The sequence below is a fragment of the Actinomadura sp. 9N215 genome, from assembly GCF_044326345.1.
In the GTDB taxonomy this organism is placed as follows: domain Bacteria; phylum Actinomycetota; class Actinomycetes; order Streptosporangiales; family Streptosporangiaceae; genus Spirillospora.
In genome coordinates this window covers 33,759-50,783 of the sequence record NZ_JBIRBA010000002.1, presented here as the reverse complement: position 1 = coordinate 50,783, position 17,025 = coordinate 33,759, and the positions used below count along the sequence as shown (strand labels likewise).

Below are 17,025 nucleotides of genomic sequence, written 5' to 3'. Positions count from 1 at the left end.
CACCAGCTCCAAGACACGTCAGGGTCCGGATACCGGGGTGTCCGGGTTCTTAGGTGTTCCGGGCGTTTGCCACCGGGTGGCGAGGCGGGCGTGGCGCATTCGGCCCACCAGGTGGACGGGCAGCGTCTCGGGCGTGTCGTCGCCCGCGTCCTTGCTGATCGCCAGCGTGCTGTGCCGTACCGACAGGTCGTTGGCGTCGACCACCATGCCCGGCGCGAGGATCAGCTCCACGTTGCCGCCGCTGACCCGGAGTTCGATGACCAGCTCGGGTGCGCTGCGGACTGCGCTGGTCAGGTCCAGCATGACGTCGCACCACACGGTGCGCAGCGCCAGCCGGTGCGGCAGCGTCCACCGGCCTTCGCGGCGCACCGAGCCGTGCCGTGCCTTGATCGTGAGCAGTTCGACGGGCGGTTCGGCCGACGGCCGAGCGGACGGCAGCGTGAGTGCGCCGTCGCCTGGCGCCGCGACCAGATCGGCGACGAGCGGGGCCAGCGCGTCGATGGTGCGGGCGGCCAGTGCCGCGTCCAGCCGCTCGTCGAACTCGACCGGGTCGAGGCGGCCGTCGGCTACGGCGGCGCGCAGCAGTTCGATGATCCGGTCGCGGTCCGCGTCGGACGCGCGCAGCGCGGGTGAGCTGGGCGGATCTGCCGACATCCGGCCTTCCCCTGGGTACGAGGTGTGGCACCGCGTCACCGACGATGCTGCCTAAGGAGACAGTACCCAGGCGGTTTTGCGGCGGTAAGTGGGCCCATATGGTGTCACTCGCAGAAGATCTGCACTTTGGCGTCGGGGTCGTCGACGTCGACGGTGACGTCGTCGAGCTGATCGATCAGCTCTTCGAGCTGCTGCGGCTTGAGCTGGGTGAGGTCGATCGGCACCCCTGACCTGTCCAGCTCCGCGTTGGCCCTGGCGAGCGCCTTCGGAGGGATGAGGCTCGTGAGCCGGACCCCGGCGCGCAGCAGTTGCAGCGGGACCCGGACGTTGATCCGGCCCGGGCCGTCGCCGCCGGAGTCGTCCGTCCAGCTCACCAGCACGCGCAGGTACCTGGGCCGGGGTTTCGGGCCGGACGCGGTTCCCGGCGGCGACTCGGGCCGCGCACGTCCGAGTGCGTCGATCAGCCGCTCGGCCTCGGCCACGGTGATCTTGCCATCGGCCAGGATCTCCAGGATCTGGCGGCGCTGCTCGGTCATTGGTGCTCTTTCCTCTGACTCATCTGACGCTCACCAGCACTACCGGGCTCTCTCCAGCTCGGCCAGCGCCTCCTGGGCGCTGATCTCCCCCCGCCGCAGGCGGTCGACGACGTCGGCGCCGCTGGGCGCCGGGTCGACATCGACGAAGTCCAAGCGCTCGGCGATCCGGTTCAACCGGGACTTCACCGTCGGATAGCTCACCCCGAACACCCGCTCCATCTCCTTGATCGAACCGTGCGCCCGCACAAACGCAGCCACGAACACCTGATCGTCGACGCTGAGCTGAACCAGCTGCGGCGGCTCGAACCGCCCCTCGACCACGACACCACTGCCCACCAGGCGAACCCGCTCCACCACGAACGGCCGCCCGTGCGTCAGGTCCGTCAGCTCCTGCCAGTCCACCCTCGGCCCCCGCCTACGACAACATGAACGCTCTAGTTCTACCTTGACCCACTTAAGTAATCAATATTCAGACCTTAATTTTCTTAAGCTTGTCTACAACATCCTCACGGCTAACTCCGACCTTCGCGTACAACTACGGGATGCCGCTGAGGACGATGCCCCAGCCGATCACGGGCAGCGCCCGCTCGCCGATTTGGGCGTCGGACGCTTCCATCCGCTCAAGAGGGAGCGCGACAGCGGAGCGGATCAGCGGCGCATCATGCTCCGGAGTTTGTCGAGCGTCTCCGCCGCGTTGGCCAGGTTCTGCTGGACGGCCCCGTTGGCGTCCCGAAGCCCTTGGCCGATCGCGTCGCGCTCGTCGATGAGCGAGCTGCCGCGCAGGAACTCGGTGAGCTGTTTCTGGCCTTCGGTCTCGACCTCGTGCTGGGCCTGCCGGATGAGGCTCAGGACGGTACCGGCCAGTTCCTCGGCGCCCATGCGCATCGCGCGGGGGCCGATGTGCAGTGTCCGGACGCCGTCGGCGCTTGAGTACTCCACCGCCACGCGGCGGTCGGGCGACTCGGCGCGGGCGGTGACCTCCGTGCTGGCCTGGTGCATGTCGCGGAGCTGGGCGAAGAAGGCGTCGGCGTCCTCGGCCAGCTTTTCGGGGTCGAACCCGAGCGCGTCCTTGAGCTCGTTCACTCGTCCCTCATTCCCACGGGTACTGGTAGGAGCCGTCAGGGTTCTGCTCGGGCGTGAGGCCTCCGGTGATGGCCTGTCCGCCGTCGTTGTACTGCGTCTCGTAGAAGCCCTTGGCGCCTGCGGCCTGCGGAAAGCCTGCCGGGAGGGGCTGTCCGGTCGCCCGGCCGCGGCTCGCCCACCTGGAGAAGCCGCCGTCGGGCATCTTGCCGCCCAGGCCGTAGGCGGTGGCGTCGCGTTCCACGCGGTTGGCCGTGCCCCAGGCCAGCATGGGTCCCTGGTCGACGGTCGCGCTGACGAGGTCGCGTACGCCGCTGCAGTCGCCCTGCACCGCCTCCATGAGGACGTCTCCGGCGACGAGCGCGCCCAGCAGCCCGGCGCAGGTGTGGAGCGCGGCGCTGAGCATGGATTCCACGGATTTGAGGGTGGCGTTCAGGTTCGCCAGGGTCATCGTGGCCGTCAGCCGCGCCATGGCGGCGCTGATGGGGGTGACGGTGGCGATCGCGACCCAGGCCGCCAGCGCCACCAGCACGGCGACGAGCAACGCCATGAACACGATCATGGCCATGGTCAGCGTGACGGCGAGGAACAGCACCGCGGCGACGAAGGCGGTTGTAGGCGATGGCCAGCGAATAGGTGAACGAGGTGAAGGACGCCTCCGCGACCTGCAGGCCGACGAGTTCCTGGACGGCCTCCTCCAGGGTGCTGGTCGCCTGGGGCAATCCCGCCTGTATCCGGCGCAGCCGGTCGAGCTCGACCCTCACCTCTTGGGGGCTGGCAGGCGGCGGCGGGTTCAGGCCGGGCAGGCCGGGCCTGCCTGGCACGCCGGGCACGCCGGGCCTGGCGGGCACGCTGGCGGGTCCGGGGTCCGGCGGCCCGTTCAGGGCTCTCGCAATATGGTTCACGGCGCCTTCCAGCAACCTCATGTCACGCATGGACGAGCCCCATCGAAGACCTTCATCTCGCCGTTGGGCAACAGAATTGACGGCCTTTTGATGACCTCTGTATGCGTCTTTAGCGGCGGTGCCCGGCGCATCAGCGGATGCGCGCATCGATTTCGTTAAGGCTCTTGACGGGATCCGTGGTGCACGCCCTATCAATGGGGGACGATGTCCGCACCGAATGAGTTGTTCCGGACGCCGGCGCTGACGTTCGCGGGCGATCGTTCGTTTCTCGACTCGCGGAGCGGTGCGCTGCTCGCGCGGACCGTCCAGCGGAACCAGTCGCGACGGCGGATGCTGTCGGCCGGGGACGTCATGGACGTCCGGGACCCGTACGGGACGGTGCTGCTGGCCATCGGCCGGATTCGGCCGGGCTACCGGGTCTCCAAGCGGGCTCAGGTGTGGTGGCCCGACGGCCGGCGGGCCGGCGGCATAAGGCCTGAAGGGTTCGTCCACTGCGACTTCTTGCTCCGCGATCCGGACGACGCCGTGCTCGGCGTCGCCGAACGCGCCTCCCGGGGGTTCCGGGAGAACTACCGCGTCAATGACGTCCACGGCGTGCGGGTCGCCACGGTCGTCGAGCCTTTGGAATCGGTCCGCTCGATGGGCGAGAAGGGCGCGCTCCCGAGTTCGCGGTGGCTCAACGTCGAGTTCCAGTCAGATGTGACCGCGTCCCTTCACGCTCTCGTCCTCGCTCTTCCGCTCACCATCCGCATGCGCCGGTCGTGGTGACGGCCGTGATCCTCGGCAGGCAGGCGCCGGCGCTGACCAACGCCGGGATCGGCTGCAGTTCGGCGCGGTGTTCGGCACCGTGATCTTCCTGCTGGAGAGCGTGGTGTTCAGCCTGATCGGGCTGCAGTTGCCGACCCTCATCCGCGGGCTGTCGCGGAGCGCCGAGTCGTGGCTGCCGCCCGCGGCGCTGATCGCCGTGACGCTCATCGCGATCCGTGTGGTGTGGGTGTTCCCGCTGTCGGCGCTGCGGTCCTGGCGGGGTGGGCGGCGGCCCTCCTGGCAGGTCGCGGCCGTGGTGTCGTGGGCGGGAACGCGCGGCGTCGTCCCGCTGGCCGCCGCGCTGTCGATCCCGCTGACCACCGACACCGGCGCCGCCCTGCCCCATCGCGAGCCGGTGGTGGTGCTGGCCACCGCCGTCATCGTGATCTCGCTGGTGGTGCAGGGGTTCACCCTCCCCCCGCGGGTCCAGCTGACCGGGGTGGCGGTGCCCGCCTCGGCCGCCCAGCGCGAGTACACGCTGGCCAGGCTGCGCACGGCGCAGGCGGCGCTGGCCAGGCTCCAGGAGCTGGAGGACGTGGAGGCCGCGCCGCGCGTCGTGCTCGAACGGCTGCGGGTCGTCCTGCGGGACCGCGTCGAACGCGCCGAGCCGACTATCGCCGCCTGCGCCGCGACCTGGTCGCCGTCGAGACGGCCGAGCTGCGGCGGCTGCACGAGACCGGCCAGATCGGCGAGGCCGCCGTCCGCGACGTCCAGCGGCTGCTGGACCTGGAGGACGCCTCCCTGAACCATGCGACCGATCAGACCCCGGCGGCGGCGTCACGCTCACCCTGATCCCCGGGGCCGGGAGACGCCGGCCCGGTGCCGCCCGGTGCGGGAAGCAGCCGGCCGAACAGGTCCGTGACGGTGATGGCGCCGACCAGCCGCCCCCGGCGACCGCGCTCGACGACCGCCACGAGCGCGCTGCCGGTCTCCGCCATCAACGTCGCGATCTCCATGGCCTGGGCGTCGGCGGGCACGACGAGCCGCCGGGCCGCCTTCTCCGGCCTGAGGACGTCCCGCACGCTGCGTCCGCCGAGACCGGCGCACAGCTCGTCGGCGTAGTGCTCGTCGAAGACGCGCGCCAGGAGCGGGGAGACCTGGACATAGCCCGGCACCATCGACCACAGGATCTGCGGCCCGGTGAGCACCGCGACGGGACGCTCGCCATCGTCGTCCACCACGATCAATCCCGGCAGCCCGAGCTCGCACAGCAGCCGGGCACCCTGCGCGGCAGAAGTGTCCGGCCGGACGACGGGGAATGGCTTCGCTAACTGATACGCCCGCACGTCCCGCACATTACCCGCCGACGGGACGACGGAAAGAGGCCGCGGCGTTAAGAAGTCATCAGGACCGAAAACGAGCGTTAGAAAGCCATCAAGACCGCTTCCCCGCCGAGGACGGAGGTGCTTACTGCGAAGCCTCCCGGCATTCGCGGTGCCGACGATTCTGAAGGTGGTGGAGTTATGGCACGTCTGGTCGCCCGGCCCGAGTCCGCCGACGTCATGGAGGTGTCGAACCTGGCGCTGGAGGACCTGCAGGACCAGATCCGGCAGGCGTACGAGACGGCGAGGAACAAGGACGGCGCGGCGCCGGACCCCGGCGCATGATCGCCGTTCGTCAGGTGGCCGCCGGCTGGTGGGCGGGGGTGCTGGGCGCCGCGGGTTCGGGGAGCGGCGCGAGGCGGACGCGGAAGCGGCAGACCACGGCGTCGGTGTCGCGTCGCAGCGCGTGGGCGAGGACGGCGCCCCGCTGGTTCTGCAGGACGCGCTGCCACAGGTGTTCGGGCTCCAGTTCGGGAATGAGCACGAACACGTGCCGCTCTCTCGCGTCCCGGACGTACCGCACGATCGGCTCGACGAGCCGCAGCCGGTCGTCGTGCAGCAGGACGAGGTCCACGTCCGGCGACCATTCCTCCCAGGCGGTCAGGAACCGCCGCTGGTCGCCGGCCTCCTCGGGGTGGACGACGCGCACCGCGATCACCCGGTCGCCGAGGCTGAGCGCGGCGGCGAGGGCCTGGCGGGTGAGGTCGCTGACCCCGCCGATCGGCACGACGACCAGGGACCTGCGCGGCCGGGGCGGACGCGGCGTGCGGCCGAGTTCGAGCCGGTCGCCGATCCGGCCGTAGGCGCGGCCGATCCGTTCCATGAGCACGACCAGGGCGGGAAGCGCGAGCAGGATCAGCCAGCCGCCCTCGGTGAACTTGGAGATCGTCACCACGACGGCGGCGACACCGGTGAGCAGCGCACCGAACCCGTTCAGCAGGGCCCTGTGCCGCCAGCCGCGCGGCCGGTCGGCCAGCCAGTGCCGCACCATCCCGGTCTGCGACAGCGTGAACCCGACGAACACCCCGATCGCGAACAGCGGCACCAGGGTGTTCATGTCGCCGCGCGCGGCCACCAGCAGCACCGCCGAGGTGACGGCCAGGAAGCCGATCCCGTAGCGGTGGACCTGACGTTCGGCGCGCAGCGCGAACAGGTGCGGCAGGTGGTGGTCGGCGGCCAGCAGCCGGGCCAGGACGGGCAGCCCGCCGAAGGAGGTGTTGGCGGCCAACGCGAGCAGCACGACGGTGGCGAACTGCACCACATAGAACCCGGCGCCATGCCCGACGGCCCCCTCGGTGACCTGCGACAGCACCGTCACACCGTCCACCGGGCGGATGGAGAACCGCTCGATCAGCAGCGCGATGCCGATCAGCATCACCGCCAGGAGCGCGCCCAGGGCGACCTCGGCGCGCTGCGCCCGTTTGACGCGCGGCCGCCGGAAGGACGGGACGGCGTTGGCGATGGCCTCGACGCCGGTGAGCGCGGCGCAGCCGTTGGCGAACGCCTTGAGCAGCAGCAGCACGCCGACCGTCTGCAGTCCCTGCGCCTGCGCGGCGGCCGCGTGCTCGGTCGCGACCGGATGGTCGCGCAGCAGTCCGATCACGATGACCAGGACGATCGCCCCGACGTAGACGACCGTGGGGGCGATGAACATCCGCGCACTGTAGGCGATGCCCCGGTAGTTGACGAAGGTGATCAATCCCAGCACGGCCAGGCACAGCCACGGGGTGTGCGGCAGGAGTTCGGGGAAGGCCGAGGTCAGGGCGGCCACCCCGGCGGCGACGGAGACCGCGACGTTGAGCACGTAGTCGATGATCAGCGAGGCGGCGGCGACCAGTGAGGCGCGGCGACCCAGATACCGTCCGGCGACACCGTAGGCGCCGCCGCCCGCGGGGAACGCCGCGATCACCTGGCGGTAGGACAGGGTCAGGACGGTCAGCAGCGCCGCGATCGTGAGCGTGACCGGCAGCGTGAAGCCCATGCCCGCGCCCCCGGCGAGCGCCAGCACCAGCACGATGGCCTCCGGGCCGTAGGCCACCGACGCCATCGCGTCAAGGGACAGGGCGGCCAGCCCGCCCACCACGCTCAGCCGGTGCCGTTCCCTGGCGTCGGGGGGTTCCTCAGCGGCGCCCTTCACGGGCTCATCGCCGCGGACGAGGGGGATTCTCATTCGTGCTCCTGAAGGCTCCTGAAGGTGAAATGGTCCTGGGCCGGAGTCGGGGTCAGGGGTCAGGGGTCGAAGCGGTAGCCCATGCCGGGTTCGGTGATCAGATGCCTGGGGCGTGCCGGGTCGTCCTCCAGCTTGCGGCGCAGCGTGGCCAGGTAGACGCGCAGGTAGTTGGTCTCGCTGACGTGCTTCGGGCCCCAGACCTCGGCGAGGAGCCGCCGGTGCGTGATCAGCTTGCCGGGGTTGCGCACCAGGACCTCCAGCAGGCCCCATTCGGTCGGGGTGAGGTGGATCCGCGTACCGTCCGGGCCATGGACGATCTTCCCGGCCAGGTCGACGGAGTGGCGGCCGACGTCCACCCTGGGCGGCGCCTCCTCGGCGGGCGCCCGGCGGGTGATCGCGCGGATCCGGGCCAGCAGCTCGTCGATGCCGAACGGCTTGGTGACGTAGTCGTCGGCGCCGGCGTCCAGCGCGGCGACCTTGTCGCGGCTGCCGGCCCGACCGGACAGCACGATGATCGGCACCGCCGACCAGCCGCGCAGGCCGTGGATGACGTCGACGCCGTCCAGGTCGGGGAGCCCGAGGTCGAGGATCACCACGTCCGGGCGCCATTCCGCGGCGCCGGTGAGGGCACGGTTCCCTGTCGGCGCGACCTGGACCTCGTAGTCGCGGGCCCGCAGGTTGAGCCGGAGGGTCGCCAGCAGTTGCGGCGAGTCGTCCACCACCAGGACCCGCGTCATGGACGCCCACCCCGCCGGCCGGCCGATTCCCAGCGCTCCATTGGGAGCCTCCGCATTTCGGCGGCTTGTCGGGCCGCGATTTCAGGTGCTGCGGATGCGCGCTCCTCGGACACATCCGCAGCCTCACCGTAAGGTGAGATTCAGCTGGGAGCGCGGCCCTATACGCGTTCTCTACGCCGTCACCCGAAATATTGACGCCATCCTGACGCCTGCCCGGCCGGGCCCGGGAGCGGCTGCCTCCGCAGCCGTTCTCAAGTATGGGCATGGCCTGGTGTTCCGCCGGTCAGGCGCGATATTCGACCAGCCGGGGACGGACGCCCGTCACGATGAGAACGGTGCACACGACGACGGCCAGTGCGGGTATGTAGCTCCAGCCCCGCAGCGCTCGCCGCCCGTCGCGGATCGAGGCGTCGAAGTGCTGGTGGTTGAGTGCGATGAGCGATTCGAGTGACCGGTCATAGGCCGTGAAGTCGTGATTGGAGCCGCCGACGGCGTAGCTGGTGTTGAACTCCACGGCGGCGCGCAGGTTTCCCTTGGCCGCCAATGCCCGCAGATGGCGGTCGTCGCGTTCGTATTGTTGATAGAGGGCGATGGTCCGTTCGGCGCGTTCCCGTTCGCCGGGAAAGGTGATGTTACGGAAAGCGCGCCCGTAGAGCCCGTCGAACACCAGGTCGGCATGATCATTGCGGTAGCGCTGGATCGCGTCGGCGAGCCGCCCGTCATAGGTCGTCAACGTCGCGCGGGGCAGTCGCGCGAGTTGCTGTGACTTGTCCAGGAACGCCTGCTCGTAGCGCGAGCTCCGCTCGGGGTCGACCAGGAAACGGCTCTCGTCGGCGTTGGCGTCGTAGCCGATCGCCCGGGCCTGGGTGAGCGCGAGGACGGAGTCGAACGCGTCCTCCTTGGCCACGCGCAGTTGCTCGGCCTCTGCGGCGAACAGGACGGTCCCGGCGACGGTGAAGGCCACGACCAGGGCCGAGGCCGTGGCGACCGACGGGTTGACCATCCGGTGCGTACGACGGGTGAAGAGGACCTGGAGTGCGAGCAGCGTCGCGAGCAGCGCGAGGCCGAGTGCGGCGATCGCGACGGCGGTGTGCTGGGCGGCGCCGCGCCGGGCGCCGTAGGTGTGGTCCAGCGCGGCCGCGTTGGCCCGGGTCAGCCGCGCGGCGGCGGGCAGCACGTCGTCCTTCATCAGGTCGGTGGCCTGCCGGTAGAGGTCCAGCGCCGCTCTCGGCGGCCTGGCGGGGGGATGCGGCTCCTGCCCGTCGATCAGGACGGCCTGAGCGGGCGTTCGAACCAGTGTGAGCGCCACGGCGGGAACACGCCGCGGAGCCAATCCGCAAACGTCGCAATAGCCGTCCTGGACCGTCCCCTTACAGCCCGGCCAGGCGCAATGGGCCACGTCCGCCACGACCTTCACCTTCGCCCTAAGAACCAGGAACGAACCTCATTTTAATGACGGTTCAGACAAAGTCCCGCCTTCTTAACACGGTCTTAGCGAGGGGGATTGAAACGCGACCTGCGAAGCGCACGCCCCGGCGATCACGGATCGAAGCGGTATCCCAGGCCCGGTTCGGTGATCAGGTGCCGGGGACTCGACGGGGCCGCCTCCAGCTTCCGGCGCAGGGTCGCCACATAGACCCGCAGGTAGTTGGTGCGCCCGACGTAGTCGGTTCCCCAGACCTCGGTCAGCAGCACGCGGTGCGGAACGAGCTCGCCGGGCCTGCGGAGCAGCAGTTCGAGGATGCTCCATTCCGTGGGAGTGAGATGCGCCCTCCGCCCGCCTTCACCGGTGACGGTCTTGCGGACGAGGTCGACGACCCACGGCCCCAGCCGGACGCCGCAGGACGTCACAGCGGTGGAAGTCCGGCGGCTGACGGCGCGGATCCTGGCCAGCAGCTCGTCCACGTCGTACGGCTCGGTGACGTAGTCGTCGGCACCCGCGTCGAGGGCGGCCACCTTGTCCCTGCTGTGCGCCCGGCCGGACAGCACGATGATCGGAGCCTCGGTCCAGTCGCGCAGCCCCCGGATCGACTCGACGCCGTCGGCGCCGGACGCTCCCAGGTCCAGCAGGACCACGTCGGGACGCCAGTCGGCGGTGCGGCCGGGACCCCGCCCGGCGTCTGGTACGACGTGCAGGTCAAGTATTAACGCCGTCCTAACGGGCGCGCCCACGACCGGTCACGCCTTCTTAGCGCGTTAATGCCTCGTCAATTCTCTTGCGCCGTCCGATCCGGCATCGCAGAGTGGTCGGTGGCAGGCTGCATTCGAGCAAGGGAGCGGTGACGGTGTCTCGTTTCTCGTCACCGCCTGCCCGCTGCCATCGAAATCACGCCCCCTAGGCCGGGCACCCTCTGCCGTGGTCTGGGAAGGCGGCTCCTCCCGGTGCGAGCCCGGCGATTGACGCCGATGGGGCGGTCACGAGTTGGTCGTGGCCATTTCTCGGGAGGACCTCCACTCGCCACGGCAGCGCACCGCGTGCTCCGGCAGCAGAAAGAAGTGTCGACCATGAGCAAGCCCCGTCCCGGGGTCGCCCCGCCGGCTCTGACCGAGTCGGGCGGGGACGACAGGGAGGAACTGTTCCTGCTGGCCGTCCACGGCCTGACCGCGGGCGACCGGTTCGCCGAGACCACCGGCGACCGGTTCGCCGAGCGCGCCGCGCGGGTGGCGCTGGACGACGACGGCTGGCTGTGCCGATTCATCGACTGGACGGCGGAACGGGACGGCCTGCGACCGGTCGCCCTCGTCGCCGCAGCCGAGTTGGTGCGGGCGCGGCTCGCCGCCGGCCTGTTCACCTCGGGCGGCAACCGGCAGGTGATCAGCGGTGTGCTGCGGCGGGCGGACGAGCCAGGCCGCATGCTCGGCTACTGGTTCCGCCGGTACGGCCGGTCCGTCCCCAAGCCGGTCAAGCGCGGTGTCGCCGACGCCGTCCGCGTGCTGTACGACGAGCGCGCGGTGATCGCCCATGACGGGCGGGGCGGCGGGGTCCGCTTCGCCGACGTCCTGAAGATGACGCACCCCGCTCCGGCGAACGCGGCTCAGGCGGATCTGTTCCGGCACATCCTGCTCTCCCGCCGCCGGTCGGCCGCCGACGTTCCGGCGTCGCTGCCGACGCTCGGCGCTCAGGCCGCGCTGTACCGGCTGCCGCAGCAGGAGCGGACGCGGGTCCTGCGCGGACCCGGCGCACTGGACGCGCTGGAGCGGGCCGCGATGACCTGGGACAGACTCCCCAGGTGGCTGGGCCGACCGCTGGACGCCGACGCCTGGGCCACTGTCCTGCCCCTCATGGACTACCGGGACCGGCTGCGCGCCCTGCGCGCCTTCGACGAGGCGGGCCTGGACGACCGAACGGTCGCGACGGTGGCGGCCGGACTGGCCGATCAGGACTCGGTCGCCCAGGCCGGCGTCCTGCCGCTGGAGATCCTGGCCGCGGGACGGACGACCCGGTCCCGCCGCTGGGACGGGGCGCTGGAGCGGGCGGCCGACGCCGCGCTGAACCGGGTTCCCGCGCTGCCCGGCCGCACGCTGCTCCTCGTCGATCGTTCCGCGTCCATGTTCACCCAGGTGACCAGGGATTCCCCGGTGACCGTGGCCGACCAGGCCGCCGCCTTCGGAGCCGCGCTCGCGCTGCGGGCCGAACACGCCGACCTGGTGCAGTTCGGCACGGCGCACGCCCCGGTGCCCTTCACGCGGGGAGAGGGCCTGGCCGAGGTCGCGGCGCGGTTCCGGGAGATGGGCGACGGCAACGCCGCCGCGGTGGTCGGCGCCTGCTACCGGGGACACGACCGCGTCGCCGTCGTCACCGACGAGCCGGACGGCTCCGCCTGGGACGCGGGCAGCCCGGTGGACGCGCTGCCCGCCGGCGTCCCGTCCTACATCTGGAACGTCGCGAGCACCGCCCGGATGCCGTCGCCGTCGCCCAGGCACGTCTTCTCCGGGCTCACCGACGCCGCCTTCGAGGCGATCCCGCTGATCGAGGCCCGGTCCTGGCGATGAACCACCTGCCCGCCGTGCTGATGACGTGGAAGGCCGGGCTGCTGCTGGCCACCGGATGGCTCGCCCTCGCCGGACGGCTGCCGCCCAACCACCTCCTCGGCATCCGGACCCGCCGCACCCTGGCCGGCCCGGGGCCGCCTGGCACGTCGCCCACCATGCGGCGGGTCCGTGGGTCCTCGCCGCGGGGCTGGCCGACCTGCTGTTCGCCGCCGCGCTGCTCACCGGTCCACCGGCGCCGGTCACCGCCGCGCTCTGCAGGATGGGCATGCTGCTCACCGTGATCCTGCTGATCGTCGCGGCGGCGAGCGGCGGCGCCGAGCTCGGCCGCCGAACCGGCCACCGGCCACGATGCCCGCGACCGCAACGGCTGAACGCGGCGACGGCCGATACCGGGGCCGCGTTTCTCGGCCGCGTGAATTCCAGGACGAGGTCCTGGGTGTCCACCATGCTCACCAGGAGGGGTGGGGGCGGGTCAGGGTTCGTAGCGGTAGCCCATGCCGGGCTCGGTGATGAGGTGGCGTGGGCGGGACGGGTCGGATTCCAGCTTGCGCCGCAGGTTGGCGAGGTAGACGCGCAGGTAGTTGGTCTCCTTGACGTGTTTGGGGCCCCAGACCTCGGCGAGGAGCCGGCGCTGGGAGATGAGCTTGCCGGGATTCCGGACGAGGAGTTCGAGAACGCCCCACTCGGTGGGGGTGAGATGCACACCGCCACCGCCACCGCCACCGCCACCGCCGTCGCCACCGCCGGTGATGGTCTTGCGGGTGAAGTCGACCAGGTGGCGGCCGATCTGTGCGGCGGGCGGCTCTTCGTCGACGGGTGCGCGGCGGGTGATGGCGCGGATGCGGGCGAGCAGTTCGTCCACGCCGAAGGGTTTGGTGACGTAGTCGTCGGCGCCGGCGTCCAGGGCGTCGACCTTGTCCTTGCTGCCGGCGCGGCCGGACAGCACGATGACGGGGACCTGGCTCCAGCCGCGCAGCCGCCGGATGACCTCGACGCCGTCCAGGTCGGGGAGGCCGAGGTCGAGGATGATCAGGTCGGGGTGCCAATCGGCGGCGCGGTGGAGGGCCTGGCCGCCGTCGGCGGCGACCTGGACGTCGTAGTCGCGGGCGCGCAGGTTCAGGCGCAGGGTCGCCAGGATCTGCGGCGAGTCGTCGACGGCGAGCACGCGCGTCATGGCCGGTCCCGCTGCCCTTCGCCGTGGTCGCCGATGCGGTCCCGCCAGGCAGCGACCTGGTCGAGCATCGCGGGGTCGGCGTCGTGCTCGCCGGACGGGGACCGGCCCGCGGGGGGCGCCGCGCGGGGGGCGGGCATGTCGAGGACCATGGTGAGCCCGCCGCCGGGGGTCTCCTCGATGGCGATGGAGCCGCCCATGGCCTCGGCGAGACCGCGGGCCAGCGCGAGCCCGAGGCCGACGCCGGTGGTGTTGTCGCGGTCGCCGAGGCGCTGGAAGGGCTCGAAGACGCGGTCGCGGTTCTCGGGCGGGATGCCCGGGCCGCGGTCGATGACGCGCAGCTCGATCCGGTCGGCGTGCGAGCTGGCGGTGACCAGCACCGGCTCGCCCGGCGGGTTGTAGCGGACGGCGTTGGTGAGCAGGTTGGCCAGCACCCGTTCCAGGAGGGCGGGGTCGGCCCTCATCTCCGGCAGGCCGTCGGGAACGCTGATCTGGACCTCGGCCGGGCCCATGTCGGCCAGGACGCGCGGCACGACGTCCTCGGCGGCGACCGTGCGGAGCGAGATGCCGAGCGATCCGGCCTGCAGGCGGCTCATGTCCAGGAGGTTGGCGACGAGGCGGTCGAGCCGGTCCAGGGACTGGGCGGCGGTGTCGAGCAGCTCGTCCCGATCCTGCGGGCTCCAGGTCACGTCCGGGCTGCGCAGGCTGTCGACCACGGCCTTGGCGGAGGCCAGCGGCGTCCGCAGGTCGTGGCTGACGGCGTTCAGGAGGGCGGTGCGCATCTTGTCGGCCGCCGCCAGCGGCCGGACCTGCTCGGCGGTCTCGGCCAGCCGCCGCTGCCGCAGCGCGACGGCGGCCTGGGCGGCGAACGCCTCCAGCACGCGCCGGTCGGACGCGGGCAGCGTACGGCCGTGCAGGACGAGGGCGAGCGTGTCGTCGACGAGGATGTCGGTCTCGCCGTCGGCCGGGGTCGTGCAGGGCTCGCCGCCGACGTTGGCGACGACGTTCCAGGCGTCCGGGTCGCGCTTGGTGACGGGGGTGTCGGGCTCGTCCGGGTCGCGTTCGAGCAGCGTCACGGAGGTGAGCGCGTAGGTCTCCCGGAGCCGTTCCAGGATGCTGTCCAGGGCGCCCGGGGCACGGCGGCCGTCCGGACGCGGGTCCGTCCCGTCGCCGCGCAGGATGTCTCCGGCCAGGGTGGACAGCGCCTGGGCGTCGGCGCGGGCGCGGGCCGCCTCCCGGGCGCGGTGGGCGGTGCGGTCGACGATCGTGCTGACCATCACCCCGACCACGACGTAGACGCCGAGCTGGAAGATCACCTCCGGATCGCTGATCATGAACGTGTGCCGGGGTTCGGTGAAGTAGTAGTTGAGCAGCAGGGTGCCCGCGATGGCGGCGAACAGCGCCGGGAGCAGCCCGCCGATCACGGCGACCACCACCACCGCCGCCTGGAACACGAGGATCTCGGTGGTCAGGGAGACCGAGTCGTCCAGGCCGTCCAGCAGGAACGCCAGCAGCGGCAGGACGGTCACGGCCACGGCGAAGCCGAGGTTGCGCCGCCGGGCCGGGACGCCCCAGCTCTCCCGCAGCGCCTTCCAGCGGTGGCCCTGGTTGGCCTCCTCGTGGGTGACCAGGTGGACGTCGATCGGCCCCGACCGCGCCGTGACGGTGACGCCGACGCCGCGGGAGAACAGCTGCGCCAGCCGGCCGCGGCGCGAGGCGCCCAGGACGAGCTGGGTGGCGTTGACGCCGCTGGCGAAGTCGAGCACGGCGTCGGGCACGTTGGTGCCGACGACCTGGTGGTAGCTGCCGCCCAGGCTCTCCACCAGGTCGCGCTGCCGGGTGAGGCTGGCGGGGTCGGCGTCGGTGAGGCCGTCGCTGCGGGTGACGTGCACGGCCAGCACGTCGGCGCCCTTGGTGCGGTCGGCGATGCGGGCGGCGCGGCGGATCAGCGTCTCGCCCTCGGGACCGCCGGTGAGGGCGACGACGACCCGTTCCCGCGCCTCCCACGTCCGGTGGATGTCGTGGTCGGCGCGGTAGCGGTCGAGCTGGTCGTCGACCTTGTCGGCCAGCCACAGCAGCGCCAGCTCGCGCAGGGCGGTGAGGTTGCCGATCCGGAAGTAGTTGCCGAGCGCGGCGTCGACCTTCTCGGGCGCGTAGACGTTGCCGTGCGCCATGCGCCGCCGCAGCGCCTCCGGCGTCATGTCGACCAGCTCGACCTGCCCGGCGCGGCGCACCACCTCGTCCGGGACGGTCTCGCGCTGCGGCACGCCGGTGATCTGCTCGACGACGTCGTTGACCGAGTCCAGATGCTGGACGTTGACGGTCGTGATGACGTCGATGCCGGCGTCGAGGATCTCCTCGATGTCCTGCCAGCGCTTGGCGTTGCGGCTGCCGGGGACGTTGGTGTGGGCGAGCTCGTCCACCAGCGCCATCTTCGGCGCCCGCGCGATGACCGCGTCCGCGTCCATCTCGGTGAAGGCGGTCTCGCGGTAGCGCAGCGTCCTGCGCGGGATCGTCTCCAGGTCCTCGGTGAGCGCGGCGGTCTTGGGCCGGTTGTGGGTCTCCACGTAGCCGATGACCACGTCGGTCCCGCGCGCGCGGCGGCGGCCGCCCTCGGCGAGCATGGCGTAGGTCTTGCCGACCCCGGGCGCCGCCCCGAGGTACACCCGCAATCGCCCCCGGCCCATCACATCGTCCTTTCGCGTGCGCCCACCCGGTCCGCGAGCGGCCGGTCAGCGGCGGACGGGGTACCGCTGGTCGAGCGCGACGTTCAGTTTGAGGACGTTGACCGCCCGCTGCCCCATGAAGCCGAGCGCCCGGCCGGTGGTGTTGTCCTCGACCAGCTTGGTGACCTGACCGGCGGTGATCCCCCGGGCCCTGGCGACGCGACCGGCCTGGATCGCCGCGTACTCGGGTGAGATGTGCGGGTCCAGTCCGCTGCCGCTGGCCGTGACCGCGTCAGGCGGGACGGCGGGCGTGGTCGGCGCGCCGCCCTTGACGGGCACGATCAGCCCCTTGCCGTAGTCCTCACCGTACTTCGCCGGCTCGACCCTCACACCGTTGTAGGACGGGACGAAGGGCGCCTTGACCACGCCTTCCTGCTCGTTCACGCTGACGACGCGGGACGGGTGCGGGACCCTGCCGTCGGTGGTGCGGTCACCGAACACCGCAAGGACCGCGCCCACGCCGCTGCCCGTGCAGAAGGGCCGGGAGCCGTCCACGCCTTCCAGTTCACCGACCGACTTGCTGCGCTCGCAGACCTGGGTGAGCAGGCTCTGCTTGGCGTTCTCGTCCTCCTTGCCCGCCGCGGTGAGCTTCGGGTCGGGGAGGGTGTCGACGATGTCCTCGGGGCCGAGGTTGCTCGCCGCCGTCGCGGTCGGGTCGTAGCCGTCGCCCGCGTTGGACGGACGGCTCTGGAAGTACTCCTTGAGCGGGTTCCCGTCCTTGTCGGTGAACGACTGGCCGATGATCGCCGACCCGACGGTCCTCCCGTCGACCTTGAGCATCGAGCCGTCGGCGTCGTCGTTCAGGCCGGGCAGCCGTCCGGCCGCGAAGACGGCCAGCGGATAGAGGACGCCGGTCAGCACCGTGAGGACCAGAAGCGCGCGAAGCGCGGCCAGGTGCTGCCGGAACCAGGTTGGAACACGCAT

Annotated in this window: 18 protein-coding genes; 5 read left to right on the top strand and 13 right to left on the bottom strand. The window is 71.5% G+C overall.

Going from position 1 to position 17,025, the window contains the following annotated elements; translation table 11 throughout:
- Positions 1-18: 18 nt before the first annotated feature.
- The 5 genes from ACH34T_RS03095 to ACH34T_RS03075 all read right to left on the bottom strand — a co-directional run bounded on the left by ACH34T_RS03095 (position 19) and on the right by ACH34T_RS03075 (position 2,865).
- Complete coding sequence (locus ACH34T_RS03095) at positions 19-654, bottom strand: DUF1707 domain-containing protein (protein WP_395990392.1); 636 nt, start codon at positions 652-654, stop codon at positions 19-21.
- 104 nt (positions 655-758) lie between these two features.
- Entirely contained in the window at positions 759-1,190 is a 432-nt protein-coding gene (locus ACH34T_RS03090; RefSeq protein ID WP_395990391.1) for an SHOCT-like domain-containing protein, read from the bottom strand.
- 39 nt (positions 1,191-1,229) lie between these two features.
- A complete protein-coding gene (locus ACH34T_RS03085) occupies positions 1,230-1,592 on the bottom strand; it encodes a DUF2089 domain-containing protein (protein WP_395990390.1) in 363 nt (120 codons plus the stop codon).
- A gap of 246 nt (positions 1,593-1,838) precedes the next feature.
- Positions 1,839-2,273, bottom strand: coding sequence for a YbaB/EbfC family nucleoid-associated protein (locus tag ACH34T_RS03080; protein WP_395990389.1), 435 nt, complete (start codon positions 2,271-2,273; stop codon positions 1,839-1,841).
- A 7-nt stretch (positions 2,274-2,280) separates the two neighbouring features.
- Positions 2,281-2,865 carry a hypothetical protein gene (locus ACH34T_RS03075; protein WP_395990388.1) on the bottom strand — a complete coding sequence of 195 codons (585 nt, stop codon included), beginning with the start codon at positions 2,863-2,865 and terminating at the stop codon, positions 2,281-2,283.
- A gap of 514 nt (positions 2,866-3,379) precedes the next feature.
- Here ACH34T_RS03075 and ACH34T_RS03070 point away from each other — a divergent pair.
- On the top strand, positions 3,380-3,943 hold the full coding sequence (locus tag ACH34T_RS03070; RefSeq protein WP_395990387.1) for a hypothetical protein: 564 nt from the start codon (positions 3,380-3,382) through the stop codon (positions 3,941-3,943).
- Positions 3,944-4,010: 67 nt separating this feature from the next.
- Positions 4,011-4,727 carry a cation:proton antiporter gene (locus ACH34T_RS03065; protein ID WP_395990386.1) on the top strand — a complete coding sequence of 239 codons (717 nt, stop codon included), beginning with the start codon at positions 4,011-4,013 and terminating at the stop codon, positions 4,725-4,727.
- Positions 4,728-4,740: 13 nt separating this feature from the next.
- Here ACH34T_RS03065 and ACH34T_RS03060 read toward each other — a convergent pair whose 3' ends face one another.
- Positions 4,741-5,268, bottom strand: a complete 528-nt coding sequence (locus ACH34T_RS03060) for a CBS domain-containing protein (protein WP_395990385.1) — start codon at positions 5,266-5,268, stop codon at positions 4,741-4,743.
- Positions 5,269-5,445: 177 nt separating this feature from the next.
- Between ACH34T_RS03060 and ACH34T_RS03055 the strand changes: the two genes are divergently transcribed.
- Complete coding sequence (locus ACH34T_RS03055; protein ID WP_395990384.1) at positions 5,446-5,589, top strand: hypothetical protein; 144 nt, start codon at positions 5,446-5,448, stop codon at positions 5,587-5,589.
- A 10-nt stretch (positions 5,590-5,599) separates the two neighbouring features.
- On the opposite strand, the gene ACH34T_RS03050 is transcribed toward ACH34T_RS03055, so the two are convergent.
- From ACH34T_RS03050 to ACH34T_RS03035, 4 genes are all read right to left on the bottom strand, one after another.
- Positions 5,600-7,474, bottom strand: coding sequence for an APC family permease (locus ACH34T_RS03050; RefSeq protein WP_395990383.1), 1,875 nt, complete (start codon positions 7,472-7,474; stop codon positions 5,600-5,602).
- Positions 7,475-7,533: 59 nt separating this feature from the next.
- On the bottom strand, positions 7,534-8,211 hold the full coding sequence (locus ACH34T_RS03045; protein WP_395990382.1) for a response regulator: 678 nt from the start codon (positions 8,209-8,211) through the stop codon (positions 7,534-7,536).
- A 283-nt stretch (positions 8,212-8,494) separates the two neighbouring features.
- Positions 8,495-9,520 (bottom strand): hypothetical protein, encoded by a 1,026-nt coding sequence (locus ACH34T_RS03040; RefSeq protein WP_395990381.1) that lies wholly within the window; start codon positions 9,518-9,520, stop codon positions 8,495-8,497.
- A 230-nt stretch (positions 9,521-9,750) separates the two neighbouring features.
- Positions 9,751-10,287, bottom strand: a complete 537-nt coding sequence (locus ACH34T_RS03035) for a winged helix-turn-helix domain-containing protein (protein WP_395990380.1) — start codon at positions 10,285-10,287, stop codon at positions 9,751-9,753.
- 429 nt (positions 10,288-10,716) lie between these two features.
- On the opposite strand from ACH34T_RS03035, the gene ACH34T_RS03030 reads away from it, so the two are divergent.
- Entirely contained in the window at positions 10,717-12,204 is a 1,488-nt protein-coding gene (locus tag ACH34T_RS03030; protein WP_395990379.1) for a TROVE domain-containing protein, read from the top strand.
- The gene (locus ACH34T_RS03025; protein WP_395990378.1) at positions 12,201-12,485 is read left to right on the top strand and encodes a hypothetical protein; all 285 of its coding nucleotides are present in this window, start codon (positions 12,201-12,203) and stop codon (positions 12,483-12,485) included. The genes ACH34T_RS03030 and ACH34T_RS03025 overlap by 4 nt, the downstream gene beginning before the upstream one ends.
- A 191-nt stretch (positions 12,486-12,676) precedes the next feature.
- On the opposite strand, the gene ACH34T_RS03020 is transcribed toward ACH34T_RS03025, so the two are convergent.
- From ACH34T_RS03020 to ACH34T_RS03010, 3 genes are read right to left on the bottom strand one after another with little or no spacing between them, the layout of a single operon-like run.
- Positions 12,677-13,378, bottom strand: a complete 702-nt coding sequence (locus tag ACH34T_RS03020; RefSeq protein ID WP_395990377.1) for a response regulator — start codon at positions 13,376-13,378, stop codon at positions 12,677-12,679.
- A complete protein-coding gene (locus tag ACH34T_RS03015) occupies positions 13,375-16,062 on the bottom strand; it encodes an ATP-binding protein (protein ID WP_395990376.1) in 2,688 nt (895 codons plus the stop codon). The genes ACH34T_RS03020 and ACH34T_RS03015 overlap by 4 nt, the downstream gene beginning before the upstream one ends.
- A gap of 45 nt (positions 16,063-16,107) precedes the next feature.
- Complete coding sequence (locus ACH34T_RS03010) at positions 16,108-17,025, bottom strand: potassium-transporting ATPase subunit C (protein WP_395990375.1); 918 nt, start codon at positions 17,023-17,025, stop codon at positions 16,108-16,110.